Here is a 26550-nt window from a genome sequence, read left to right as displayed (position 1 = left end):
TCGCCCTCATGGCCACCGCCTTCGGCGGCTACGGGGTCCGCATCGAACAGGACCAGGACGTACCCGCCGCCGTCACCGCCGCCCTGGCCGCGATCGACACGGACAAAACCTTCGCCCTCATCCACCTCCTCGTCGACCAACGCACCAAGGCCTACTAAGCGCCTGACCAGCCGCAGTGACTCCGGCGGCGCTGCCACCCTCAGTGGCAGCGCCGCCGTTGCTGCTCAGGGGCAATTACCTTGACTGTGGGAGAGGATAATGCCGCAAGGCCGCTCCTACGAGCGGCGCCGGATGACCCGGTTGATAAGCTCGCGTCCCTCTGTCAACGCCGCGACGTTCTGGAGCAGAAGGTCTCCTGCCCCGACCGGCCGGCCGCCGGCCATATGCGGAGTGATCACCAGATGGGGTGCCGACCGCAGGTCGGATTCCGCTGGAAGGGGTTCCTGGACTGCGACGTCGATCGCCGCGCCCGCGATCGAACCGCTTCGGAGAGCGTCCACCAGGACGTCCTCGTCAACGGTCCGCCCTCTGCCCACGTTGACGACGAAGGCCCGTTGGGGCAGAGCCTCGAGTATCCGGCGGTCCAGGGCGTATTCCGTTTCCGGGACGTGGGGCAGGATCAGCACGAGCACGTCCGTGGTGGGCAGGCAGTCTGGCAAGCGCTCCGGCGTGATCACCGGATACCCGCCTCGCTGGCCCGCAGTCCGGGCTACTCCGGTAACCCGGGCCCCCAGAACGGTACACAGTTCAGCCAGCCGCTGGCCGATGGCACCGAAACCCCAGATCAGGACCCGCGCGCCCAGGAGCGTCGTGAGGCGATCCTCAGGGTGGAGCGGCTGCACACCACCCAGGTCGTCATCCCAGCAGCGTTGGTGCTGACGCCGGGCAGTCTCCGGCAGCCGGCGCACCAGACTCGGCATGAGCGCCAAAGCGTGTTCGGCCACGGGCTGGTTGTGCAGGCCGGACCCCGAGCAGATGACTGCCTCATCCCGGAACCCTGCCGCCACAACCTCGTCGGGACCTGCAGCCAGCGCCTGGACAAGCCGCACGCGCTGCAGCCGGCCGGCCGTCTCCTGCAGTACCCCGAGGGGAGTGCCCCAGACGACGAGGACCTCAGCATCGGCGTGTACCTGCGGAACGGGAGCCCCGGCCCGGTAGCAAATCACCTCATGCCCGGCGAACCGGCCGGGATCAATGTCCGCTGTGTCCGGAATGAGGATTTTCACTCAGGCTGTGCCTTTCTGGTCAGTGTGGTGTACGGAGCACCGATGTCGGCCTCATCTGCCCGAGATCCCCGGTTTCGCCCCTGAACGGGGGACGCCGGAGACGATGGTGTCGGCCTGCAGGAAGCGGAAGTCGCAGCCTTCCTCCGCCTGGGTGACCTCGTCGACATACAGCTTGGCGTAACCACGTGTGGGGCGGGGGCGTTGATGTCCCTTGCTGTCGTGCGCCCGGGCTGTGAGCTCCTCCTCGCTGACGTCCAGATGCAGCAGACGCCGGTGCACGCTGAGGACGATGGTGTCCCCGGTACGGACGTGCTGCAGCGGACCGCCCACAGCTGCTTCGGGAGAGACGTGCAGTACGATCGAGCCCGCCGCGGTGCCCGACATCCGGCCATCGGAGATCCGCACCATGTCCTTAACTCCGGCACGGGCCAGTTTCCGGGGAATGGGGATGTAGCCGCCTTCCGGCATACCCGGGGCTCCGACCGGCCCGATGTTCTTGAGCACCAGGACGTCGTCGGCTTCCACGTCCAGATCCTCGTCGTCGATTCTGGCCGCGAGATCTTCGGCGCTTTCGAACACCACGGCGCGGCCGCGGTGCTCCAGCAGCTCCGGGGACGCTGCAGCCTGCTTGATGATGGCCCCGGCCGGGGCAAGATTGCCCCGCAGGACCGCAATGCTTCCGGCCAGATAGACCGGCGCCTCCCGGGGACGGATGACCTCCTGGCCGAAGGGGGCCGGCGCCTCATCGAGTTCTTCCCCGAGGGTCCTGCCGGTCACCGTGAGGGCGTCCAGATTCAGCAGGTCGCGGATTTCCTGGAGCAGGCGGGGTATGCCGCCTGCCTGGTGCAGGTCTTCCATGTAGTGGTGGCCGGCCGGCTTGAGGTCCACCAGTACGGGAGTCTTCCGGCTCATCCGGTCGAAAAGATCCAAGTCCAGGAAGTAGCCGCAGCGTCCGGCAATGGCCGCCAGGTGCACCAGGGCGTTGGTGGATCCGCCCATGGCCAGCAGGACGCGCAGCGCGTTCTCGAATGCAGCCGGCGTAAGAATCGTGTTGATCGTCAGCTGTTCCTCGGCCAGGCCCACGGCACGCCTGCCGGTCAACTCGGCGATGCGCATCCGGTCTGCGGTGACTGCCGGCGGGGCCGCGCTGCCGGGCAATGACATGCCCAATGCCTCGGCAACACTGGCCATAGTGCTGGCAGTACCGGCTACCGAGCAGGTGCCCACGCTGCCCACGAGGCGCCCGTTGACCTCGGTGATCTCCTCACCATCAATCTCCTCGGCGCGGTACTTGCCCCAGAAGCCACGGCAGTCGGTGCACGCTCCCACCGTGCGTCCACGGTGGGAGCCGGTGAGCATCGACCCGGTCACCAGCTGGATAGCCGGCCGCCCCGCGGAGGCGGCTCCCATGAGCTGCGCCGGTACAGTCTTGTCGCAGCCGCCGATGAGGACCATGGCATCGACAGGCAAAGCCCGAAGCATCTCCTCGGTGTCCATCGACATCAGGTTCCGCAGCAACATGCTGGTTGGATGGGAAAAGCTCTCGTGCAGCGAGATGGTGGGAAAGGACACCGGGAACCCGCCCGCCATCATGACCCCGCGCTCGACCGCCTGGATGAGCTGGGCCATGTTGCCGTGGCAGGGATTGAATCCGCTGGCGGTGTCGATAATGCCGATCACCGGGCGGTCGAGCACGTCATCGGTGTACCCGGCGCCCTTAATGAACGCCTTGCGCAGGAACAGCGCGAACTCGGCGTCCCCGTAATTCACTAGGTTGGACCGCAGACCGGTCTGCGGGGCGGCTCTCCCAGCTGTCATTGTTCCCTCGATTATTAATAATTTTATTGATAGCAGGCTACAGCACAACACAGCGAAGGGAGGGTGCGCAAGTGCCGTGCGAAACTTGACGGTGGATCGATACGGAGGGAGGCGAAACGTGCCCGCACGGCCAAACAGCGGCACCCAGGCCAATACGGGGCCGTCACCCAGCGAGATAGCCTCTGCCATCGAAGAGGACATCATCTTCGGATTGCTCTACCCCCGTGAGCGCCTGGTCGAAGACGACCTGATGGAGCGCTTCGGCGCCAAGCGCCATGCCGTGAGAAGTGCCCTGCTCGATTTGGAGAGCCGCGGTGCCGTCCAGCGCAAGACCAATGTGGGCGCGTTCGTGCGCGCCTACACCAGCAAAGAGGTCCGTGACCTCTACGCGGTGCGCGAACTCCTGGAGACCAACTGTGCCCGCACCATGCCCACCCCGATCGATGCACAACGCCTCCAGGAGCTGATCGCGGTGCAGCTCCTCCATGATCAGGCCGTGGACAGCGGGGACCTGCGCGGGGCCGTGCGGGCGAACATGACCTTCCACCAGTCATTGTTCAGCCTCAATGACAATGCCGTGCTGGTGGAGGCAATACAGCGATACGCCCAAATGACCTATGCCATCCGGTCCGTGACCGTCAGCTCCCCGGATTACCTGCAGCGCTCCCGGGAAGATCACTGGGCGATGATCGATGCGCTGCGCGCAGGTGACCTGGAAGCACTGGCCTCCCGCTGCGCCCAGCACCTTGCGCCTTCCCGGGACGCCTACCTGCAACGGGTGGAGAACACGTAGGAACTGCAGGATGAAGCGCGCCGACCGGCCATGGCAGTCCATGACTGGTCGGCGCGGTCCTTCGGAGTCATTCCGCTGAGGAAGTGACCTCTCAGGTCCGGGTTTCGGCCCCGGGGCGCTTTGCCGGCCGGCGGCCCTTGCCCGTTTCGGAGGCGTAGATTGGCTGCCCGGCCGCCGTGGCGTCGACGGCCTGGATCTGTCCGGTGGGCGGTTCGGCGCTCTCCCGGGTGGCCAGGGTGAATTTCCGGTGCCCGTATTCGTCCACGGCAGTGCGGATGGTGCGCCGCATCACCTGCTCTGACAGGCGCTGGCGCAGCCAGATCGGGTCCCGGTACAGGTCGCGGGTCAGGGCGATGCACATCACCAGCATCATCAGGACGATGGGCAGGGCCGCCACGATGGTTATCCGCTGTACCCCGACCAGGGCTTCACTGGGAGTGTCCCCGCCGGCCAGCAGCATGACGGCCGCGACCGCACCGATCAGCGTGCCCCAGAAGATGACCACGGGCCTGGAGGGCTCGAGTGTGCCGCGGGAGCTCATCGAGCCCATGACGATGGAGGCGGAGTCGGCGCCGGTGATGAAGAAGATGGAGGTCAGGATCATAGCCAGCACGGCCAGTCCCACCGTGACGAGCTGCGGGGTGCCGAGGTTGCTGAACATGGCGAAGAGGGCACCGTCGAAGGAGATGGTCGGCGACCCGTCCACGATCGTGGCGATCCCGTCCGATGGGTCGGCAGTGGCATCGGCGCGGCGCTGGATGTCAATGGCGGTGCCGCCGAAGATGGCGAACCAGATCAGGGAGACCAGCGAGGGAACCAGCAGTACCCCGGTGACGAACTGGCGGATAGTACGGCCCCGGGAGATGCGGGCGACGAACATTCCCACGAACGGGGTCCAGGAGATCCACCAGGCCCAGTAGAAGACCGTCCAGCCCGACAGCCACTGGCGCATCGCTTCGTCCCCGGAGGCCTCGGTGCGGGCGGCCATTTCCGGCAACTGCTCAGCGAAGGAACCGATGGCGGAGGGGATGAGGTTGAGCACGAACAGGGTCGGGCCGACCACGAAGACAATGATCGCCATCAGGACGGCGAGCACCATGTTGGTGTTGGCCAGGTACTGGATGCCGCGTTCGATACCCGATACCGCGGAAGCCACGAAACAGACGGTGAGCACCGCGATGATCAGCACGAGCAGCGGGGTGCCCACCTGCCCCACGACGCCGTTGAACTGCAGTCCGCTGCCGATCTGCAGTGCCCCCACGCCCAGGGAGGTCGCCGAGCCGAAGAGGGTGGAGAAAATGGCCAGGATATTGATGAACTTCCCGCCGGCCCCGTCCATGGCCCGGCGCCCGAACAGGGAGACGAATGCCTCCGAAACCAGATTCCTGCGCCCCATGCGGAACGTGCTGTAGGCGATGGCGAGGCCCACCACCGCGTAGATGGCCCACGGGTGCAGGGTCCAGTGGAACAGGGTGGTGGCCATCGCGGTCTCGATGGCCTCCGGCGTCTGCCCGTCCGCCGTGGCCGGAGGCGGAGAGATGTAGTGGTACAGCGGCTCGGCTACGCCGTAGAACATCAGGCCGATGCCCATCCCGCATGCGAACATCATCGCAATCCAGGACGCAGTGCGGAACTCCGGCCGCTCCCCGTCCTTGCCCAGCGGGATGGTGCCAAAGCGGCCGAGCGCTACCCACAGGATATAGATGACGAAGAGGGAGGCCAGCAGCACGAACACCCAGCCTGTGCTGGCCAGCACCCAGTCCAGGGCCGCGGCGGAGGCAGCGGACAGGCTGTCCGTATTAATGAAGCCCCACGCCACGAATGCGATGACCAGCGCCCCGGTGACCGCGAAGATCGTCTTGTCCAGGCCCTCGAAGCCCTTGCGCAACGAACTGCGGCGCTTCTCCACCCCGTCCCTGAGTTCGCCGAGGATTTGCGCCTCCTCGGCTTCGGTGTGGTGGAGGTTGGCGGTGTCATCCACCGGAGGCGCTGGTGCCGCCTCTGCAGCCGGCACATCCGGCCGGGAATATCCAGTACTCATGGGATCTCTTTCAGTCTGATTGCTGGATTGGGATTCCGCACGAAGTGCGGCAGGACACTACACGGCATGAAAGACAACGGCGCTCAAGGATGGCATGAGCGATCCCTTCCGGGTGCACGCGACGGCGGAAGCACCCTTGGTGAATGACTTGCATGATGCACGGCAGAAGCATCGGGGCGTGGAGGCTGATCCAGGCCGGGAGATGGCTTCCCCTTGCCAGCAACGGCCTGCAGTCCTCCAAGACCCCGGAGGTGCGTTCATTAAGTGAACGTGCCGTTCATTGTGTCGTAGATCACGGAGGAGCGCAAGAGGGGGCATCTGTCGAATTCTGCGCAGGTTCGCACAAGTTCCGGCCAGCACCCAAGCAGGCGCCCCTTGACAGTGATCTAGCCGACAGCTACCTTGCTGTTCATAACTTGAACACGACGTTCACATAAGGTGCTTCCGTAGCGAAGTAGGAAATGGCGACGCAGTCCAGGTCCGGTCTACGGTTCATCCCTGCTCACCATCGGGACGAAGTTCGGCCCCAAAGACCAAGTCCGCAGTGGAGAACGCCGTTGCCTCCTCGAGGATCCGCTGCGAAGTACCCGGACATGACGCAGTAGTTCGAGCCCTATAAGCGTTACGAGTTGGCCGATCAAGAAGACCCAGCATAGAAAAGGAAAGACCGATATGGCGTTGCCCAACACGATGGCCGCGGCTGTGCTTACCGGCCACGGTGGCCTGGACAAGCTTGACTACCGCACCGATGTACCCGTTCCCCGCCCGCAGGCGGGCGAGGTGCTCATCGAGGTGGCCGCTTCCGCCATCAACAACACCGACATCAACACGCGCATCGGCTGGTACTCCAAAGCGGTGGCAGCGGGAACGAACGCCGGCGGCGCCGCTGGATTCACGGAGATCACGGACTCCGACGCAACGTGGTCCGGCCAGGCGCTGGCCTTCCCCCGCATCCAGGGCGCGGACGTGTGCGGACGGATCGTAGCAGTCGGCGAGGGCGTGTCCCCCGCCCGCATCGGTGAGCGGGTCCTGGTGCGGAATATGCTGCGCACCTATGTCGCTTACCGTCCCTTTGAGTGCTGGACCTTCGGCAGTGAGTGCGACGGCGGGTTCGCCCAGTTCGCGGTGGCTCCCGCCCGCGAAACCCACGCCGTGAACTGCGACTGGAGCGACGCCGAACTGGCCGCCATTCCCTGCGCCTACTCCACGGCCGAAAACATGCTGCACCGCGCCGGCGTCGGCGCCGAGCGGGTCCTGGTGACCGGCGCATCCGGAGGCGTCGGCCTCGCCGCCGTGCAGCTGGCCAAACGCCGCGGCGCCTTCGTGATCGCCGTCTGCTCCCCGGCCAAGGCCGAGCAGGTCCTGGCCCAGGGCGCGGACCAAACGATCGACCGGGGAACGGACCTTATCGAAACCCTCGGCAACAACTCCGTCGACGCCGTGTTCGACATCGTGGGCGGCTCCCAGGTGGCGCAACTGCTGGAACTGCTGCGTCCCGGCGGCGCCTACGCCGTCGCCGGAGCCATTGACGGCCCCTACACAGAGATCGACCTGCGCACCGTCTACCTCAAGGACCTGCGGCTGCTCGGCTGCACCTTCCAGGACGACGAAGTGTTCGAAAACCTCATCAAGTACATCGAACGCAACGAAATCCGCCCCGTCGTCTCCGCAACCTATCCCCTGGCCGAGATCGCACAGGCACAGCAGGACTTCCTGGCCAAGAAGCACACCGGCAAGCTCGTGCTCATTCCCCCGCCCGTCTCCACCGCCGGCCCGGCCCTCGAGACCAACACCGACATCAATAAGACAGAGGTTGCCCCGTGAAAATTACCAGCATCGAGCTCTACCAGGTGGACCTGCCCTATTCCGGCGGGATCTATCACCTGTCCGGCGGGCGTACCTACGAGTCCTTCGATGCCTCCATCGTGAAGATCACCACCGACGACGGAACAACAGGCTGGGGTGAAAGCACACCGTTCGGCGCCACCTACGTCGCCGCCCACGCCCTGGGCACCCGGGCCGGCATTGCCGAACTTGCCCCCGCGCTGCTGGGACGCGACCCCCGCCAGGTAGACCGGAACTATGACCTGATGGACGCCACGCTCGTGGGTCACAACCACGCGAAGGCTCCGCTGGATATCGCTTGCTGGGACATCTTCGGCAAGTCCGTGGGACTGCCGGTTTACGAACTGCTGGGCGGCTCCACCGGCATTCCGATGAGCATGATGTCTTCCATCCACGCCGGAGATCCCGAAGAAATGCGCGCACGGGTCGCCGATCACCGCGCCCGCGGCTACCGTGGCCATTCCATCAAGATCGGCACCGCGGACAGCGAAGGCGGGCCCGCCCTCGACGCCGAGCGCATCGCCGCCTGCCTTGCCGACCGGCAGCCAGGAGAGTTTTATTTTGTCGATGCCAACGGCGGTATGACGCCCGAAACCGTCCTGCGCATGCAGGCGTTGCTCAAGCCCGGTCTGGACTTCGTGATCGAGGCACCCGTCTCCACCCGTCGTGAAACGCTCTCGCTTCGCCAACGGGTCCAGTACCCCATCATTCTGGATGAACTCATCCAACAGGACGAAGATGTCATCTGGACAATAGCCCAGGACGCCGCCGACGGAATCAACCTGAAGGTCTCCAAGTCCGGCGGGCTCACCCCCGGACGGCGCCAGCGCGACATCGCCCGTGCCGGCGGACTCACCGTCAGCGTCCAGGACACTGTCGGCTCGGCCATTGCTTTCGCCGGGGTCGCCCATCTCGGGACCACCATCCCAGAGAAGCTGCTCCGCTGCGTCCTGAACACCGCAGACATGGTCACCCTCCAGACCGCAAAATTCGACGTCATCCACCGCGACGGCGGCATCCTCCCCTGCGATGCCCCGGGCCTGGGCATCCACGTCAACGAGGACGTCCTCGGCGACCCCGCAGCCGTCTGGGCCGACTGACCGCACGCCCGGCCCGTGGTGTTTCCCCGCCCACACGCAGGACGGGAAACACCACGCTGCCAGAAGGGGCTGGGGTCCGGTGCAATACCGGCCCCCAGCCCCTTTGGTCTTTCCTTGATCCGCCACATCGGTGGCCCACTTGGCCGCCCCGCCCAGGTAGGCGTGGACGCATCCAGCCGCAACCCGGGCGGGTACTCATCATTCGTCGTCATCGGGGCCAGCCCCACCAGCCGGGCGATCGGCATGTAGCCATGCCCTGGTCAACCAGCGCGGCGACGCGGCGTCGTGGCCCATCTCCGTACCTGCCTCCAGTTTTCCTGGAGTGCGGTTTCGGGACTCATGGCGCGTTTCCTCGCCAAGTGTCCCTACGCGGTGAAGAAGTTTGCCCCGCGCGGCCTGCAGCGTATGGCACCAGGCCCGGCCCATGGCGGGACGTCGCAGCCCCGGCCGAATTGATCATGGCAAGCCTGCGGGGCCCCGCCATGCTGGCAGGGCCCCGCAGGAAATCCATGCTAATTCCCGGTGCTGCTTCCGGAGGCCGCGCTGAGGACCAGGCCCTTGGTTTCCGGAGCCAGGAAGTGGGACACGACGCCGCCGATAACGGAAATGGCTGCGGCAAACATCAGCGTTGCCGAGACGCCGAGGTTTTCCATTGAAACGGGAAGGACGAAGGTGCCCACGGCGGCACCGACGCGCGAGGCGGCGGTGGCAAATCCGACGCCGGAACCACGGATCTCGGTGGGGAAGACCTCGCCTGGGTAGACGGCGGTGAGGGCGGTGGAGACGGCATTGAAGAAGGAGAAGGCCAGGAAGCAGAGGATCACCACGGTTGCCGACGCGCCGGCGAAAAGAGCCACGGTGACCAGCGCGGCCGCGGAGATCCAGAAGGGCGGGATGGCCAGCTTGCGGCGGCCGACGCGCTCAATGAGCAGGACCGAGGCGACCGATCCGAGGACCACGACCCCGTTGAGCGCCAGGGCGCCGGTCAGGCCGTCCTTGAGGCCGAGCTGGGTGAGGACGACCGGCGCGAAAGTTGCGATGGCGAAGTATGGGGTGACGTTGCAGATCCAGAAAACGCAGACGAAAGTGGTGCTCCTGATGTGTTCCGCAGAGAAAATACTGCCGAAGCTGGCCTTGCGGACCTTCTCCTCCTTCAGGTCGCGCTGCTCCTCCTCGCTCATATACAGGGAAGCGAGCTCTTCGGCTTCCCGGCTACGCCCCTTGCTCATCAGCCAGCGCGGGGATTCGGGGATGCTGAGCCGCATGAGGAAGACGATGGCCGACGGAATGGTGCTCAGTCCCAGGATGATTTGCCAATCGATGGCGAAGGAACCGGCAAAGGCGTAGCCCACGGCGTACGAGGCCAGGTAGCCGACATACCAGGCGACCTCCTGGACCGCGAGCAGCTTGCCCCGCAGCCGTGCCGGAGCGAATTCGGCCAGCAGGGGCCATCCAATGGCGTAGTCCGCGCCGATGGCCATGCCCATCAGGAGCCGGACGAGGAACAGCGACCACTCGTCGGCGATGAAGAACTGGGCGGCCGATCCGATCAGGAAGAGCGCCAGGGTGCAGATGAACATCGGCCGGCGGCCCACCTTGTCCGCCAGATAGCCGCCGAGCGGCCCGCCGAAGAAGATACCGATCAAGGCTGAGGCGCCGATGAGCCCCTGCCAGGCGGCCGACAGCTGCAGTTCCTGCGTGATGGCAGGCATGACCACACCGATGCCCCCGAGGATGAACCCGTCGATGAACATGCCTCCACCGATCACCAGGCTCAGCTTGGCAAGGAAGCGGCGCTTTGTCTCATCGGATGGGTGCTTAAGCTGACCGGGAGGCGCTTGCGTGCTCGTAGAGGTCACGGTGAAATTCCTTGTCTGTGAGGGGCGCGAGGAGAGGAACACAACCTGCGGCAGCCTCAGATGCTCCGCAGCTTACGCTGAGAATGTTCATAAAATGAACGCTGCGTTCGAATTTATGACATCAGTCACCCGCGGTCAAGTACCCCGGGTCACACTTGCGCCGCCGACAGTGAACTGGGCAACATAGTAAGTTGAACCTTGAGTTCACATAGTGAACGAATGTGGCCGCCCGATGTTCGCAGCTCAGGAAGGGCCGCCACTCCCGGCGCCACCCGCCCGGCCGGTCCGGATATAAGTCCACCCCGACCCCCGGGCCTCTGCCCCAAGAGGGCCGGACAATGAAGGAGAATCAATGGCTTGGCTGGCCGAAACGAGCGGATGGCTCGGAGCACTCACCATCCTGGCCGCCTATGCTGCCTTCTCGATGGGACTGATCCATAACGGCAGACTCTTCCAGGCGGCCAACCTCGCCGGCTCCGCCGCCATGCTCGTTAACGCCGCCCACCACGGTGCCTGGCCCACGGTGACCACCAGCGGCGCTTGGTGCGTTATCAGCCTCGTCACCCTCGCCCGCCTGCGACGCCTCGACCAGCCGGCACCACCAGACACCGCCCCGGAAGTGGCCCCCGGCCAACCGCACAGCTACCCCAACCGGCCCTGAACCGGTCCACGGCAGGCACGCGGGGCCGGCGTCTGTTCACAGCAAACGGGTTGGCTTGCCTGAAAACCCCGGTCATGGGCTCTGCCCGGGCTGCGGCTACGCCAGAGCCTTGGCGACCTCGTCCGCGGCCCGGCGCAACTGATCGATCGTCTCGGGCAGGTGGTCTGTTTTGAGACGCTGGGTTGGTCCGTTGATCGTCAGAATCCCGATGAGTGCGCCGCCGGGGTCGCGGACCGAGCAGCCGACTGCGAAGAGGCCCTCTTCAAGTTCATCTTCGATGACCGCGTAGCCCTGCTCCCGGACCTGCTGCAGTTCCTTCACGAGTGCGGCCCGGCTGGTGAGGGTGTGCGCGGTGTACGACTCCAGCTTGTCAGGCAGCACCGTTGCGATTTTGTCGTCGCTCAATTCGGCGAGAATGAGTTTTCCCGTGGCACTGGCATGCAGCGGGTAGGTTCCGCCGAGGTACTGGTTGGACGTCAGGTAGCGTGATCCCGAGGCTTCGGCAATCACCACATGGTCCGATTCACCTCTCACCATCACGAAGGTGAACGTCTCGTTGAGCCGGCCGGCGTATTCGTCCAGGATGGGCTGGATCCTGGCCACGGCCCCGGCATACGGATCGGCCAGCCTGCCCAGCCGGGCCATCTGCCATCCCAGCATGTAGCGATTGTCCACGCGGTCCACAAAGCCTGTCTGCTCAAGGCTTAGCAGCAGGCGGAAGGCGGTAGGACGGGTCATGCCCACGGCCTGGGCCAGTTCGGTGACGGTGATGCCCTGCCGGTGGCGGCCGAGTTCGCTGAGCAGCACCGTGGCCTTGACGACAGACTTGTTGATCAGGTCAGCAGGCTCCTGGGCAGCCGGGACTTCGTCTCCCGCTGCTTCCTCCGGCGCCGCGTTTCGTCCCGCTGCCATTTCCACTCCCGCTTCGCGTCCGCTCAGGGCACGGCGGCCCTGACTTTCGATTGCCAATCCCATCCTAGGCCCTTTCAAGGAATGAACTGGGCGTTCAAGCCCACTTTTGCAGGCGCAAGGGCGCCCTGCCCGGCACAGGCCGGGCAGGGCGCCCTTTCCATTTACTGACGTTGCCTGCGGCTACTTCGCAACCGCCTTGCCGAGCGGAGCGGAGGCTTCGTTCAGGCTCAGGCCCTTGGTTTCCGGTGCAAGGTACTGGGAGATCACGGCGCCCACGACGCAGATGCCTGCGGCGATCAGCATGGTGGCGCCCACGCCCAGGCCCTCGACCGACATCGGAAGGATGAAGGTTCCTGCAGCGGCACCGATCCGCGAGAAGGCGGTGGCGAAGCCGACGCCGGCGCCGCGGACTTCGGTGGGGAAGATCTCGCCCGGGTAGACCCCGGTCAGGGCGGTGGAGAGGGCATTGGCGAAGGAGAAGGTGATGAAGCAGACGAGGATGACGAGCGGCGAAACCTGTGCGAGCAGGCCGACGGCGACAAGGGCCACGGCGCTGATCCACATCGGGGGGATGGCCAGCATGCGGCGGCCCACACGTTCAATCAGCAGCATGGCGGTCACGCAGCCGGCAACCACCACGCCGTTGAGCAGCAGCGCTCCGCTCAGGCCGTCTTCGACGCCCAGGCTTTCGAGCACGATCGGGGCAAAGGTGGCAATGGCGAAATACGGGGTGACGTTGCAGAACCAGAACATGCACATGAAGATCGTCGCCTTGCGGTACTCCGGGGAGAACAGCTTGCGGAAGCTGGTGGCTTCGCGCTTCTCGCTCGCCATGTCCCGGATTTCGGCCTCCTCCATGTACTCGTTGGCAACGGCCATGCCTTCCTCGACCCGCCCCTTGCTGATGAGCCAGCGCGGGGACTCGGGGGTGCCGAGGCGGAGCAGGAAAACGATGAGGGAGGGGATGGTGCTCATGCCCAGGATGATGCGCCAGTCGGCCTCGATCGCCGAAGACATGTAGTAGCCGAGGGCGTAGGCGAGGAGGTAGCCGATGTACCAGGCGACTTCCTGGGCCGCCAGGAGCTTGCCCCTGAGCCGTGCCGGTGAGAATTCCGCGAGCAGGGGCCACCCGATCGCATAGTCGGCACCGATTGCCATGCCCATGACCAGTCGGATCGCGAACAACTGCCAAGCCTCGGCAACGAAGAACTGCGCTGCCGAACCGACCAGGAAGATGGCCAGGTCGACGACGAACATCGGCTTGCGCCCGATCTTGTCGGCCAGGTAGCCGCCGATCGGCCCGCCGAAGAAGATGCCGATCAGGGCCGAGGCGCCGATCAGGCCCTGCCACGCGAGGGACAGTTCCAAATCGGCGGTCAGAGCCGGCATGACCAGGCCGATGCCGCCGAGGATAAAGCCGTCGATGAACATACCGCCGGAGATCACGAGGGTGAGCTTGTACAGGAACCGCATCTTGCGGGGGTCCTGTACCGGCGACTTAAGCGACGGTCCGGGGGGCGAGGTAACGGGTCGATTCACGGTGGACTTCCTTGATTTCATGCTGGTCCGGCAGGGGGAAAGCGCCGGCGATCGGTGCGCGGCGGGAGGGTTCGGGGGTGAGGTTTGGGCCTCCACAGCGTTCAACTTTCGAACGCGATGATCAAAAATATGGCACGCCTCACACCTGCCGTCAAGGGCTGCCCGAAAAAACCTCGGGCAGATTCGCGGCTTGACAGTGAGCCACCTAACACGTAAATTGAACGCAACGTTCATTTGTTGAACGCAATTCAAAGCCTTCAGCACCAGCCCAAGGAAGCCCCGCTGCCATGAAAAATGAACCGCTGAGCCTGTTCGCCTTCGATGTCTTTGCCCCGGCCCACCTGACCTCCGGATCCTGGCGGAACGACGGCGACCAGGGCTCCCGCTACACCGACCTGCAGTACTGGACCGGCATTGCGCAGATGCTTGAGAAGGCCGGCTTCGACGGCATTTTCTTTGCCGACAACGTCGGCTACCACGATGTCTTCCGCGGGAACGGGGATGCTGCACTGCGCGACGCTGCGCAGTTCCCGATTAACGACCCGACGGTGCTGATCAGTGGCATGGCTGCCGTGACCAAGCACCTCACCTTCGGTGTGACCTGCTCGGCGACCTACGAGCCGCCCTATCTGCTGGCCCGCAAGTTCAGCAGCCTGGACCACCTCACCTCCGGCCGCGTGGGCTGGAACATCGTGACCTCCTATTCGGAGGCCGCCGCCCGCAACCTCGGCAAGCAGCAGCAGCTCACCCCTCAGGAGCGCTACGACATGGCCGACGAGTACATGGATGTCGTCTACAAGCTCTGGGAATCCTCCTTCGAGGAGGACGCTGTGGTCCGCGACGCCGAATCGGCCACCTACATCGACCCGGCCAAGGTCCACCCGATCAACCATTCCGGCGAGCACTTCACGGTGCCCGGGTTCCACCTGTGCGAGCCGTCCCCGCAGCGCACCCCCGTGCTGTTCCAGGCCGGCTCCTCCTCCAGAGGCATGGAATTCGGCGGCAAGCACGCCGAAGCCGTCTTCATCCAGAGCACCTCCGTGGAGGGGGCCAAGCGCACCGTGGCCAAGCTTCGCCAAGCAGTGGCGGATGCGGGCCGCGACCCCCGGGACGTCAAGGTGGTCATCCTGCTCACAGTTGTGGTCGCCGAGACCGACGAGGAGGCCCAGGCCAAGTACCGGAAGGCTGTGGAGAACGCACCGATCGATGGAATCCTGGCCCGCTTCAGCGGCTGGACCGGCATCGATATGTCCGAGTACGACCTGGATACCCCGTTGCGGTCCGTCGGAACTAAGGCGGGGCAGTCCATGGTGGACATGTTCTCCAAAGCCGACCCGGACCGGGACTGGACCCCGCGCCAGATCGCCGAATTCCTCGCCGTCGGCGGCACCGGGTCCACGATCATCGGCTCCCCGCAGACCGTCGCCGCCGAACTGCGCCGCTGGCGCGACGAGGCCGACGTCGACGGCATCAACCTCAGCTACATCACCAAGCCTGGCGGCTGGGAAGACTTCATCGAACTGGCGCTGCCGGAACTCCGTGCCCAGGAACTGGTCTCCCCGGCCCGCACCGAGGACCAGGAGCCGGTGACCCTGCGCGAGAAGCTCTTCCCCGGCCACAAGTACACCTTGGACGGCCACCCCGCCACCGGATACCGAGCCAGGCACCTTAGCCAGGCCACCCGCTGACCCACCACCCCCATATCAACGAAAGATACCTCAATGACTGAACAGACCGACGTCGTCGTCATCGGTGCCGGCCTTGCCGGCCTGGTCACTGCCCGCGAGCTGGGCAACCGGGGCCACAGCGTGGTGGTCCTCGAGGCCCGCGACCGCCTGGGCGGCCGCCTGTGGACCGAGCACCGCCTGGGCCGGACCCTGGAGCTCGGCGGCAACTGGCTGCACTGGACCCAGCCCCACGTCTGGGCCGAGGTCACCCGCTACGGCCTGGAGGTCTCCCGCGGCCCGCGCTCGGAGGAAACCTACTGGCTGGCCGGCAACGAGGTGCGCCGCGGCAACCTGGACGACTTCATGACCCTGATCGACCCGGGCATGACCCGGCTGCTCGAAGACACCATGAAGTGGCTGCCCCGGCCCGATGCCCCGCTGACGGTGGAGAACCTGGCCGAGGCCGACCAGTTCAACCTGCAGGAGATGCTGGACAAGCTGGACCTGACCGAGGACGAGAAGAACGCGAACGAGGCCGCCTGGGTGGGCCACTTCAACGCCCCCCTGGACCAGTGCGCCTATGTCAACGCCCTGCGCTGGACCGCCGGGGCCTCCGGGCACTGGCATCTGATGCACGAGGCCTCGGCGATCTTCCGCCTCAAGGACGGCAACGACACGCTGGTCAAGGCCATCGCCGCGGACACCGACGCCGAGATCCACCTCAACGCCCCGGTCACCGCCATCCGCCACACCGGCGAAGGGGCCACCGTCTCCTACGGCGAGGGCCGTCAAATCCAGGCCCGGAAGGTCGTCATCACCGTCCCGCAGAACATCCTGCACAAGCTCGATGTCCAGCCCGCCCTGTCCGAGGCAAAGCTCGCCGCCAGCCGGGAAAAGACCGCCTCCCAGGGCGTCAAGGCCTGGATCCGGGTCAGGGGACCTATCAAGCCGTTCTTCGCCTACTCCGCCCAGGACAAGCCGCTGTCGGTGATCCGCACCGAGTTCCTCGGAGAAGACGACGCCGTGCTGGTCGGCTTCGGCGCCGACGCGAACCGCATCGACGTCACCGACAAGGACCAGGTTCAGGAAGCCATCAGGGTCTGGCGCGACGACCTGGAGGTCCTCGAGGTCACCGGACACAAATGGATGGACGACGAATACGCCGGGGAAACCTGGCAGATCCAGCGCCCCGGCCAGCTGACCAAATACCACGCCGCACAGCAGGCCAGCGAAGGCGCCCTGCACTTCGCCAGCAGCGACATCGCCAACATCTGGGCCGGCTTCTTCGACGGCGCCATCGAATCCGGCCTGCGCGCCGGCCGCAACATCCACGCAGAACTGAAGGCACAGTCATGAGCGCTCCCGCCATTGCCGCCCGGCCCATCAGCCCGGACACCTACCGCACCGTCATGCGGCACCTGCCCACCGGCGTCGCCGCCATCTGCGCGACCGACCCGGGCAACGGCACACAGCACGGCATGATCGTTGGAACGTTCGCCTCGCTGTCCATGGAGCCGGCGCTGGTGACGTTCAGCGTGATGCACTCCTCCACCAGCTGGCCCAAGATCGCGCAGGCCGGCCGCTTCGCCATCAGCCTGCTCGCCGAAGGCCAGCAGCAGGTCTGCCGCGCACTCTCGGCCAAGGGCGAGGACAAGCTCCGCGCCCTGGACTGGTCCGAATCCGGCTGGGGAACCCCGCACATCCACGGCTCGCTGGCCTGGTTCGATTGCCGGGTTGAACAGCAGTTCACCGCCGGCGACCACCTCGTCGTCATCGCCAGCGTCCTGGAGATGACCTCCGGTGAGGGTGCTCCCCTCATCTTCCACGGCGGCCGCTTCGGAAGCTTCCGCGAAATCGCGTGATCGACATCGCCTGATCAAGGAAAACTGACATGGATATCACCCCCGCCACCGCGCCGGCAGACATCACGCCTGCCTACTACCGCCAGATCCTGGGCAAGCTGCCCACCGGCGTTACGGCCATCACCGGTATCAACGACGACGACGAAAAGCTCGGCCTGGTCGTCGGCACCTTCCAGTCGCTCTCCCTGGAGCCCCCGCTGGTGATGTTCTGCGTCGACAAGTCCTCCTCCACGTGGCCGAAACTGCGGAAGCTGCAGAACTTCACCGCGAACATCCTCGCCGATGACCAGGTCCCCGTCTGCCGGTCCCTGTCCCGGAAAGGTCCGCGGAAGCTGGAGAACGTGCCCTGCACGACCGGCCCCCTGGGCACGCCGCACCTGGACGGTGCAACCGCCTGGATCGACTGTGTCGTGACCGCAGAAGTCGCCGTCGGTGACCACTACATGGTCGTCGGCGCCGTCACCAACATGTCCGAAGGCAGCGGCGACGCCCTGCTGTTCAGGGGCGGAAAGTTCGGCCAGTACCAGCCCATCGAAATCCCTGTCCCGGAAGAAACAAGGAGCGCATCATGAGCACCCGGCGGGAAACCATCCTCCACGCATGGAACCGCGCCTGGGGCGACGGTGACGTGGCCGCCTTCGAGCAACTGCTCTCCCCCGGCTACGTCCGGCGGTCCAAGTCAGGCAGCGAAGACTCCGCCAGCGTCCGGAAGACCATCGAGGCCACGCACGCTGCGTTCCCGGATCTGAGCACGGAGATCCTGCACATCATCGAAGACGGGGAAACGGCAGCCATCCACTGGCAGTCCCGTGGCACCCACCAGGGCGAATTCATGGAGGTGCCGGCCACCGGCCGGGCCGTCACCGTCACGGGGGCGTCCTTCCTGCGCTTCGACGACGGGAAACTCGCCGAGGAATGGGTCGTCTACGACCCGCGGGAACTGCTGTCCGCCCTCGGCATCTGGCATCTGGGCGCCGGCAACTGACCCCCGGCCCACCGCCCGCACACACTATCCCCCAGGAGACGCGACCATGACGCTTACCGGACATTCCCTGATCGCCGGGGAAACCGTCACCGGCACCGAAGGCACGTCCTTCGGCATCAACCCGGCCACGAACGAAAAGCTGGAGCCGGCCTACAGCCTGATCAGCGAAGCCCAGCTCAAGACCGCAACCGACGCAGCCGCCGACGCCTTCGAATCCTTCAGCAGCCTCGAGCCGGAACGGCACGCCCGGTTCCTGGAAGCCGTCGCGGAGAACATCGAAGCCATCGGCGATGAGCTGATCGAGCGCGCCTCGGCCGAGACCGGGCTGGGGGCCGAGCGGCTGCGCGGCGAGAGGGCCCGCACCATCGGTCAGCTGCGCCTGTTCGCCCAGGTCGTGCGCCAGGGTGATTTCCGCGGGGTCCGCATCGACCCCGCCCTGCCCGACCGCACGCCCCTGCCGCGGGCGGACATCCGGCTGCGCCAGATCCCGCTGGGCCCGGTCGCCGTCTTTGGCGCCAGCAACTTCCCGCTGGCCTTCTCCGTCGCCGGCGGGGACACCGCCTCGGCCTTCGCGGCCGGCTGCCCTGTGGTCGTGAAGGCACACAACGCCCACCCCGGCACCTCGGAACTTGTCGGCCAGGCCATCACCCGGGCCGTCCGCGACCTCGACCTGCACCCCGGCGTCTTCTCGCTGGTTTACGGATCCGGCACCAGCATCGGCCAGGCCCTGGTCGCCGACCCGGCCATCAAGGCCGTCGGTTTCACAGGCTCCCGCGCCGGCGGCACCGCCCTGATGCGCACCGCGGCGGCACGCCCGGAGCCGATCCCGGTCTATGCCGAAATGTCCTCGATCAACCCGGTCTACGTCCTCCCGGGCGCCCTCGGCGGCGACATCGAAACCCTGGCCACCCAGTACGTCGCCTCCGTCACGGGCAGCTCGGGCCAGCTGTGCACCTCGCCCGGACTCCTGTTCGCCCCCGAAGGCGAGGCCGGGGACCAATTCGCCGACGCCGTCGCCCGGGCCGTCACCGCACAGACCGGCCAGACGATGCTCACCGAGGGCATCTGCTCCTCCTGGCAGCAGGGCTTCAACTCGGTGAAGTCCGTTGCCGAGGTGGACCTGATTGCCCAAGGACGGGCCGGCAGCACCGCCAACGCCCCGGGTCCGGCGGTCTTCGGCACGGGCATTGATGTCTTCGCCGGCAACCCCGCCCTCCACGAAGAGATCTTCGGGGCAGCCAGCCTGGTTGTGCGCTACAAGGACATGGAGGACCTCATCCGGGCCACCAGCAAGATGGAAGGCCAGCTGACCGCGTCCATCCACGCCACCGAGGAGGACTATGCCTCAGCCGCGGCCCTGATCCCGGTCCTGGAACGCAAGGTCGGCCGGATCATCCTCAACGGATGGCCCACCGGAGTCGAAGTCGGCCATGCCATGGTCCACGGCGGCCCGTACCCGGCGACTTCGGACCCGCGCACCACCTCGGTCGGCACCCTGGCCATCCACCGGTTCCTGCGGCCCGTTTCCTACCAGAATTTCCCCGAGCAGCTGCGTCCGGCACCTGTGCAGGATGCCAACCCCTGGAAGGTCAACCGGCTCGTCGACGGCAAGCCCGAACACCAGTAAGACTTACGAAAGGAACTTCACCCCCATGTCCACCATCACGCTCGAGGACATTGCGGGTACCCTCCGCACCGCCCGGCTGCAGGGCGAACCCATCGCAGCGCCGACCGAATCGTGGCCGGGCCTGGACGCTGATGCCGCGTTCGAGGTCCAGAAGATCAACGTCGCCCACGCCGTCGCCAACGGCGACCGTCTCGTGGGCTACAAGCTCGGGAACATCGCCAAGGTCATGCAGGACGCCTTCGGCCTCGACCAGCCGGACTACGGACACCTGCTCGCGAGCATGTTCGCCTATGAGGGCACCACGCTCCAGCGCGGCCAGTTCATCGAGCCGTTTGTCGAGCTCGAACCGGCGTTCGTGCTCCGCCGGGCCCTCGGCGGGCGGAACACCACCATCGCCGACGTCATCAATGCCATTGACTACGCCGTGCCAGCCATCGAAATCATCGACTCGCGGGTCAAAGACTGGGCCATCGGCCTGCCGGACACCCTCGCCGACAACGGTTCCATCGGCGCCATCATCCTCGGCGGCACCCCCCGCCGCGTCACCGAGCTGAACCTGCGCGACACCCGCGGCGTCCTGCACTTCAACGGCCGGGAAGTCATCAGCGGCACCACCGGCAACATCCTCGGCAACCCGCTTGCCGCCGTGGCTTGGCTCGTCAACCGCCTCGCCGATTACGACGTCGCGTTTGAAGCCGGACAGGTCATCATGCCCGGCAGCTGCCTCAAGGCTGTCCCCATGAATGAAGCCGGCCGCTGGTCCGGAACCTTCGAAGGCTGGGGCACCATCGAATTCGACGTCGCGGTCTAAGCAAGCAACCGGCTGGGTGCGGCCCGTCTACGGCCGCACCCAGCCACTGTCCAGATCCGTACCCAGCCCATCCACCCGAAAGACCATGCATGCGCCTGGCCAACATCTCCGACCGCCTGAGCCTCGTTACCGCGGACGATGAACTCATCGACATCGCGCAGGAGACCGGCGGCCGTTTCAGCCCCCGTATCCAGGACTGCTACGACCGCTGGGACGAACTCCTGGAGGTCGCCGCCACCCTCGACGGGACAGCCGGCAGGCCCTTGGCCGACGTGGCGCTCCATGAATTCGGCAATCCGGCACCGCAGCCGCGGCAGGTCTTTGCGATCGGCCTCAACTACGCCGACCATGCAGCCGAAGCTTCCCTGCCGGTGCCCGAGGATCTGACGGTGTTCACGAAGTTTGCCACCTCGCTGGCCGGCCCGTACGGGACCATCCCGCTTCCGCCGGGGACCGTGGACTGGGAAGTCGAACTCGTGGCCATCATCGGCCGGGGCGGCCGGCACATCCCTGCCGACAGGGCGTGGAGCTACGTCGCCGGGGTTTCCGTGGGGCAGGACCTGTCGGAACGTACCCTGCAGGCGGCCGGACCGGCACCGCAGTACAGCCTCGCAAAGTCGTTCCCCGGGTTCGGCCCGATCGGCCCGCTGCTGGCCACCCCCGACGAGTTCGAGGACCCGGACAACATCGAACTGGGCTGTTCGATCAACGGCGAACAGGTCCAGAAGGGAAGCACCTCCGACATGGTTTTCCCGGTGCCCGAGATCATTGCGCGCCTGTCCAGGATCACCCCGCTGCTCCCCGGCGACGTCATCTTCACCGGCACCCCTCCCGGCGTAGGAGTCGGCCGGACTCCCCAGCGCTTCCTCACACCGGGAGACGAACTGGTCACCTATCTGCGCGGCGTAGGCGAAATGCGCCACCGGATCCAAGCCATGGAACAGCAGTAAGGGGAAGAACAGTGCAACTGGCAGGCAAGATTGCCCTAGTTACCGGCGGAGGGCAGGGAATAGGGCGCGGCATTGTCGAGCGCTTCGTGGAGGAAGGCGCCCAGGTGGCGGTCGTCCAGCGCGGGCCTCTGGACTCCGCCTTGGAACAGCACCAGGATGTTCTTGGCATCCAGACGGACCTGAGCGACCCCACGGCACCCTCCATGGCCGTCGAGCAGGCGGCCGGGCATTTCGGCGGGATCGACATCCTCGTCAACAACGCCGGCATCATGTTCGAGCGCAGCGTCTCCCGGATCCGGCTGGATGAATGGGACCGGATGATCGCCGTCAACCTGCGGGCACCGCTGTTCCTGGTTCAGGCGGCCCTGCCGCACATGCGGCGCCGTGGCGGGGGAAGCATCATCAACATCGGCTCCATCGAAGGACTCGCGGCCAACCCCTGCCATACCGCCTACTGCGCCTCCAAGGCGGGCATCCATGGAATGACCCGCGCCCTGGCGGTCGATCTGGGCGGGGACAACATCCGGTGCAACGCGATTGCTCCCGGGTGGATCGCTTCCGAACTGAGCGAGAACTACCTGGCCTCCCAGCCCGATCCGGCAGCCGCCCGCGAGGCGCTCAAACGCCTGCACCCGGCAGGACGGGTGGGGAACCCCACCGACGTGGGCGACCTGGCCGTCTACCTGGCCAGTGACAGGTCGGGCTTCCTGACCGGCGAGACCATCGTGCTCGACGGCGGCAGGACCGCGAAGCTGCCGCTGCCGTTCTAACGGATATCACCATTGGAAAGCACAACAAGGAAACACATGTCGAACGCACACGCAAAAGTCCTCCGCTCACTGGACACCCTGTCCTTCGCCGACCTGGCCCTCAAGCCAACAGCTGTTAACGGCACCGAGCCAAAGGACGCGACCGACAGCGCCTTCACGGCCAAAGCCAGCAACGTCGACCTTGGTTTCTGGGAATGCTCCCCCGGCAGCTTCAAAACTGCCCGCAACGGCGTGAACGAGGTCATCCTGGTCCTGGAAGGCAAGGGAACCCTCGTCTCCGACACCGGCGAACGCGTGGACCACCAGGCCGGTGACCTGGTGCTGATCCCGAACGGCTGGAGCGGGGTCTGGGAGATCCACGAGCACTTCAAGAAGCAGTACATCACCATCACCGCCTAGACAAGCAAGCCCCAAAATCCCCATCGGGAACCGGGTAGGCGGGAGGGTTTACCTCCCGCCTACCCGTACCGGGCATGCCGGCCCGCATCCGACGGTTCGCCAGATCCTCGAAAGCGATCCGGCAACCGACCGAAGACCAACAGATCCTGCTCGTCCCACTAACGCCGACAACGGCAGTGGCCTGAACAGCTTTCGACACGGCCACGTCCTCAAGGCCGGGGAGCCGAGGTGTTCCCCCTGTCCAGGCCGATCCGGGGCCTATGCAGCGCACTCGATCGGCCAAACCCTCATGACGGCTAAGGCACCCGAAGCCACTCGGCCGAGGGAGCAAGACTGCTGGATCCGCCTGGTGACCTACCCATCGCCCGGCCAGGCGGGTCCAGTACATCACCTCCGCGGGCATCACGGCCGGCATCGACCTGGCGCTGTCGCTGGTCGAGGACGACCACGGGGCGGATGCGGCCCGCGGGATCGCGCGCGAGCTGGTGGTCTTTATGCAGCGCCCGGGCGGACAGTCCCAGTTCTCCACCGCACTTCAGACACCGCCGGCCCGTGGCGGTCAGTCCCCGGCATCTGACCCGCCTGTTCCAAGCCGAGATGAACACCACGCCGGCCCGCTGGGTCGAACGCGTCCGCCTCGACCGGGCCCAACAGTTGCTGCTCGACGGCCACAGCATCACCGCCGCCGCCCGGCACAGCGGCTTCGGCAGCGACGAAACCCTGCGCCGTGCCTTCGCCCGGCACCTGGGCACCACGCCCACCGAATACCACCGGCGGTTCGCCACCACCAGGCCGTCCCCAATCCCCTGAGGCCACGCACGCAGCCGGGTTCCTGACGGCCGGGCGCGGGAGGTCCATGCCGTCGTGGGAACGTCCTTGACACGTTACCGATTCCCATGTCGACTCGGTCCCAGGCTGTTCGTGGAGAAAACAAGAGCCCGGACCAGACCAAGGAGAACCGAAGATGGGCACGATCGTGGTGCAGGCGTTCATCACCCTTGACGGCGTCGTCCAGTCCGGCGGCGGCCCGGACGAGGACCCCGAAGGCGGCTTCGAGCACGGCGGCTGGGCAACCGACTACGACGCCGAATACGGCGGAGAGGAAATCGGGCAGATCGTCGCGGAGTGGGAGAGCAGAACCGAGGCGCTGCTGCTCGGCCGCAAAACGTACGAGATCTTCGCCGGCTCCTGGGGGGTGTGGGACGAGAACGCCGAGGGCCTTCAGGGGGAGCTGACCAGGAGGTACAACCGCGTCCCCAAGTACGTTGCATCGCGCACGCTGAGCGAGGTCGGCTGGAAAAACTCGCAGCTCCTCGGCCCCGACGTGCCGGCCGCGGTTCAGAAGCTGCGCGCGGACCCGGCCGGCGAGATCCGCGTTTGGGGAAGCACGCAGTTGATCAGGACGCTGGCCGGGCACGATCTGGTCGACGAGTACCGGCTCGCCGTCTACCCGCTCGTGCTGGGCACCGGCAAGAAGCTGTTCTCCGACGGGTTCGCACCCACAAGGCTCACCCTGGCAGAAGCCCGCGCCCTGCCATCCGGGGTCCTGGTCAACACCTACCGGCGCTCCGGCGCGGGCTAGGCGAGTAGTAGCGCCCGGCTACGGGGGTCATCACTCCAGCGCGCCGCCCGAACACCGATCACAGCGCATGTGACGACTTGGGGGAAAGCATGTCCGCACGATAGGGGCTCCGGCACTTCCCGGCTGAGGGCAGGGCGCCTCGTTGGCCACGATCGCGTTGCGTTCCCGATGCGGCGGCGACCGTGTCCGCACCCGCGGGTTCTCAGTACACTGGGACCCATGACCGAGCAGGAACCGGCCCCACCCGGGACTGCTGCCGGCGGCGCGGGCCTGCCCGCGGACGCGGCCGTCACCTCCGCGCCGGCCGGGGACGGCGAAGCCCCGCGCCTGGCCGATCCCGGCGCCGTCGACACGTCCTTGCGCAGTCCGGCCCAGCGGTCCCGCACCTTCGCCGGGATCCTGGTGAACACCGCACTGGCCAACATCACGACCAGCTATCTGTGGTTCGCCCTGACGTTCTGGGTGTACCTGCAGACACGCAACGTGATCGCCACCGGGGTGATCGGCGGCGCGTACATGCTGCTGATCGCGCTGTCCAGCATCAGTTTCGGCACCTTCGTGGACCGGTACCGCAAGCTGGCCGTGATGCGCTTCGCCGCCGGCTTCACCCTGGTGATGTTCGTGCTGTCCGGGGTCATGTTCCTGCTGACACCCGCCGCCGGGCTGCTGGACCTGACACAGCCGTGGTTCTGGATTTTCTCCCTGGTCATCCTGGTCGGTGCGGTAGTGGAGAACATGCGCAACATCGCCCTCTCCACTACGGTCACCATCCTCATCGAGCCGGACCGGCGGGCCAACGCCAACGGCCTGGTGGGCATGGTGCAGGGGCTGATGTTCATCGTCACCTCGGTGCTCTCCGGGCTGTCGGTCGGGCTGCTGGGCATGGGCTGGACGATCGTCGTCGCCATGGTGCTCACGGCGCTGGCATTCGCGCACCTGCTCACGCTGCGCATGCCCGAGGAGGTGCGCGCGGCCGCCACGGACGCGCACGGCGGATTCGACCTGCGTGGCTCCTTCGCGGCCGTGCTGGCCATTTCCGGACTGTTCGCGCTGATCCTGTTCTCCACCTTCAATAACTTCATCGGCGGCGTCTACCTGGCGTTGATGGATCCGTACGGCCTGGAGATGTTCCCCGTGGAGCTGTGGGGGACGTTCTTCGCGCTCGGCGCCACCGGGTTCATCGTGGGCGGCGCGCTGATAGGAAAGTTCGGACTCGGGTCCAACCCCTTGCGCACCATGCTCATCGCCGTGATCGTGATGGGGGTCCTTGGTGCGGTGTTCACGCTGCGGGAGTGGGCCTGGCTGTACATCGCCGGCATTTGGCTGTACCTCGTCCTGGTGCCTTTCGTGGAGGCCGCCGAACAGACAGTCATCCAGCAGGTAGTGCCTCTGCCCCGGCAGGGCCGGGTGTTCGGATTCGCCATGGCGTTCGAGTCCGCGGCAGCGCCGATCACCGCCTTCCTGATCGCGCCGATCGCCCAGGTCTGGATCATCCCGTACGCGCGGTCGGCCGAGGGCGCCGCCCAGCTGGCCCCGCTGCTGGGCGAGGGCACCTCCCGCGGCATCGCCCTGGTGTTCCTGATGGCCGGGATCATCATGATCGCGACCGCATTGCTGGCCTTCCTGACCCCGGTCTACCGCCGCGTTTCGGCGTCGTATGCGCGGGCGGCTACAAACCCTCCGGAGCCGGCAACACCACCCCCTCATACTCTGGATGAGTAAGTACGGGCCGGGAAGGGGACCGTCCAACGGTTCGGCTGTCCGCCGCCCAAGGACGTCCCCTGCCCCGCAAGCGGAACCGGTCCGGTGCCGCCGGGCGGGATGCGCCCGCTGCGGGTTTGGCCATAGGCTGGCCGGGTGGATACAGGCACCGTGAACTCCGGCGAACAGGTTGACAGGCAGTCGCGCATTCTCGAGGCGGCACTGGACCTGCTCTCGCGCCACGGCATCTCAGGTGTGAACATGCGCGCGGTGGCGCGCGAGGCCGGCGTCGCCCTGGGGCTGGTGAACTACTACTACGAGGACAAGACGAGCCTGATCCGTGCGGCCCTGCACCGGATCGACGAGCACGACCTCATGCTGCTCGCCTCCGACCCTGCGTCG

Annotated in this window: 24 protein-coding genes; 18 read left to right on the top strand and 6 right to left on the bottom strand. The window is 66.2% G+C overall.

Translation table 11 applies throughout. From position 1 onward, the window contains the following. Positions 1–275: 275 nt before the first annotated feature. Both HGG74_RS18805 and HGG74_RS18800 read right to left on the bottom strand, forming a co-directional pair. Positions 276–1226, bottom strand: a complete 951-nt coding sequence (locus tag HGG74_RS18805; RefSeq protein WP_168488886.1) for an NAD(P)-dependent oxidoreductase — start codon at positions 1224–1226, stop codon at positions 276–278. 51 nt (positions 1227–1277) lie between these two features. Further along, positions 1278–3044 carry an IlvD/Edd family dehydratase gene (locus HGG74_RS18800; protein WP_168488884.1) on the bottom strand — a complete coding sequence of 589 codons (1767 nt, stop codon included), beginning with the start codon at positions 3042–3044 and terminating at the stop codon, positions 1278–1280. 118 nt (positions 3045–3162) lie between these two features. On the opposite strand from HGG74_RS18800, the gene HGG74_RS18795 reads away from it, so the two are divergent. Continuing rightward, a complete protein-coding gene (locus tag HGG74_RS18795) occupies positions 3163–3837 on the top strand; it encodes a GntR family transcriptional regulator (protein WP_168488882.1) in 675 nt (224 codons plus the stop codon). A 91-nt stretch (positions 3838–3928) separates the two neighbouring features. On the opposite strand, the gene HGG74_RS18790 is transcribed toward HGG74_RS18795, so the two are convergent. Next, the gene (locus HGG74_RS18790; RefSeq protein ID WP_168488881.1) at positions 3929–5878 is read right to left on the bottom strand and encodes a BCCT family transporter; all 1950 of its coding nucleotides are present in this window, start codon (positions 5876–5878) and stop codon (positions 3929–3931) included. Between the two features lie 672 nt (positions 5879–6550). Here HGG74_RS18790 and HGG74_RS18785 point away from each other — a divergent pair. Then, positions 6551–7702 carry an alcohol dehydrogenase family protein gene (locus HGG74_RS18785; RefSeq protein WP_168488880.1) on the top strand — a complete coding sequence of 384 codons (1152 nt, stop codon included), beginning with the start codon at positions 6551–6553 and terminating at the stop codon, positions 7700–7702. Beyond that, entirely contained in the window at positions 7699–8823 is a 1125-nt protein-coding gene (locus HGG74_RS18780) for a mandelate racemase/muconate lactonizing enzyme family protein (RefSeq protein ID WP_168488878.1), read from the top strand. The genes HGG74_RS18785 and HGG74_RS18780 overlap by 4 nt, the downstream gene beginning before the upstream one ends. 512 nt (positions 8824–9335) lie before the next feature. Here the strand turns inward: HGG74_RS18780 and HGG74_RS18775 are convergent. Further along, a complete protein-coding gene (locus tag HGG74_RS18775) occupies positions 9336–10592 on the bottom strand; it encodes an MFS transporter (protein WP_376766161.1) in 1257 nt (418 codons plus the stop codon). 442 nt (positions 10593–11034) lie between these two features. Between HGG74_RS18775 and HGG74_RS18770 the strand changes: the two genes are divergently transcribed. Then, positions 11035–11343 (top strand): CBU_0592 family membrane protein, encoded by a 309-nt coding sequence (locus HGG74_RS18770; protein ID WP_168488876.1) that lies wholly within the window; start codon positions 11035–11037, stop codon positions 11341–11343. 96 nt (positions 11344–11439) lie between these two features. Here the strand turns inward: HGG74_RS18770 and HGG74_RS18765 are convergent, their stop codons facing one another. Together HGG74_RS18765 and HGG74_RS18760 are read right to left on the bottom strand one after the other, a co-directional pair. Next, entirely contained in the window at positions 11440–12312 is an 873-nt protein-coding gene (locus HGG74_RS18765; RefSeq protein WP_246263058.1) for an IclR family transcriptional regulator, read from the bottom strand. 123 nt (positions 12313–12435) lie between these two features. Then, on the bottom strand, positions 12436–13794 hold the full coding sequence (locus tag HGG74_RS18760; protein ID WP_312856907.1) for an MFS transporter: 1359 nt from the start codon (positions 13792–13794) through the stop codon (positions 12436–12438). A gap of 287 nt (positions 13795–14081) precedes the next feature. On the opposite strand from HGG74_RS18760, the gene HGG74_RS18755 reads away from it, so the two are divergent. The 14 genes from HGG74_RS18755 to HGG74_RS18690 form a co-directional block, all read left to right on the top strand. Continuing rightward, positions 14082–15482, top strand: a complete 1401-nt coding sequence (locus HGG74_RS18755; protein ID WP_168488872.1) for an LLM class flavin-dependent oxidoreductase — start codon at positions 14082–14084, stop codon at positions 15480–15482. A gap of 33 nt (positions 15483–15515) precedes the next feature. Next, positions 15516–16817, top strand: coding sequence for a flavin monoamine oxidase family protein (locus tag HGG74_RS18750; RefSeq protein WP_168488871.1), 1302 nt, complete (start codon positions 15516–15518; stop codon positions 16815–16817). Beyond that, entirely contained in the window at positions 16814–17323 is a 510-nt protein-coding gene (locus tag HGG74_RS18745; RefSeq protein WP_168488869.1) for a flavin reductase family protein, read from the top strand. The genes HGG74_RS18750 and HGG74_RS18745 overlap by 4 nt, the downstream gene beginning before the upstream one ends. A 29-nt stretch (positions 17324–17352) precedes the next feature. Further along, complete coding sequence (locus tag HGG74_RS18740) at positions 17353–17895, top strand: flavin reductase family protein (RefSeq protein ID WP_168488867.1); 543 nt, start codon at positions 17353–17355, stop codon at positions 17893–17895. Continuing rightward, positions 17892–18308 carry an ester cyclase gene (locus HGG74_RS18735; RefSeq protein WP_168488865.1) on the top strand — a complete coding sequence of 139 codons (417 nt, stop codon included), beginning with the start codon at positions 17892–17894 and terminating at the stop codon, positions 18306–18308. Before HGG74_RS18740 ends, HGG74_RS18735 begins: the two co-directional genes overlap by 4 nt. A 46-nt stretch (positions 18309–18354) precedes the next feature. Continuing rightward, on the top strand, positions 18355–19935 hold the full coding sequence (locus tag HGG74_RS18730) for an aldehyde dehydrogenase (NADP(+)) (protein ID WP_168488863.1): 1581 nt from the start codon (positions 18355–18357) through the stop codon (positions 19933–19935). Positions 19936–19960: 25 nt separating this feature from the next. Then, on the top strand, positions 19961–20746 hold the full coding sequence (locus HGG74_RS18725; RefSeq protein ID WP_168488861.1) for a 2-keto-4-pentenoate hydratase: 786 nt from the start codon (positions 19961–19963) through the stop codon (positions 20744–20746). A gap of 89 nt (positions 20747–20835) precedes the next feature. After that, on the top strand, positions 20836–21696 hold the full coding sequence (locus tag HGG74_RS18720) for a fumarylacetoacetate hydrolase family protein (protein WP_168488859.1): 861 nt from the start codon (positions 20836–20838) through the stop codon (positions 21694–21696). An 11-nt stretch (positions 21697–21707) separates the two neighbouring features. Beyond that, entirely contained in the window at positions 21708–22466 is a 759-nt protein-coding gene (locus HGG74_RS18715) for an SDR family NAD(P)-dependent oxidoreductase (protein WP_168488857.1), read from the top strand. Positions 22467–22502: 36 nt separating this feature from the next. Then, positions 22503–22865 carry a cupin domain-containing protein gene (locus tag HGG74_RS18710; protein WP_168488855.1) on the top strand — a complete coding sequence of 121 codons (363 nt, stop codon included), beginning with the start codon at positions 22503–22505 and terminating at the stop codon, positions 22863–22865. 552 nt (positions 22866–23417) lie between these two features. Beyond that, a complete protein-coding gene (locus HGG74_RS21745) occupies positions 23418–23675 on the top strand; it encodes a helix-turn-helix domain-containing protein (RefSeq protein ID WP_312856906.1) in 258 nt (85 codons plus the stop codon). A gap of 154 nt (positions 23676–23829) precedes the next feature. Continuing rightward, positions 23830–24447 carry a dihydrofolate reductase family protein gene (locus HGG74_RS18700; RefSeq protein ID WP_168488854.1) on the top strand — a complete coding sequence of 206 codons (618 nt, stop codon included), beginning with the start codon at positions 23830–23832 and terminating at the stop codon, positions 24445–24447. Positions 24448–24666: 219 nt separating this feature from the next. Next, positions 24667–26169, top strand: a complete 1503-nt coding sequence (locus HGG74_RS18695; protein ID WP_246263057.1) for an MFS transporter — start codon at positions 24667–24669, stop codon at positions 26167–26169. Between the two features lie 135 nt (positions 26170–26304). Further along, the coding region (locus HGG74_RS18690) for a TetR/AcrR family transcriptional regulator (protein WP_168488852.1) at positions 26305–26550 on the top strand (246 nt) is incomplete at its 3' end.

The organism is Arthrobacter mobilis, assembly GCF_012395835.1.
GTDB classification, from domain to species: domain Bacteria; phylum Actinomycetota; class Actinomycetes; order Actinomycetales; family Micrococcaceae; genus Crystallibacter; species Crystallibacter mobilis.
The sequence above is the reverse complement of the archived record's forward strand: the minus strand, read 5'-3'. Positions and strand labels throughout refer to the sequence as shown.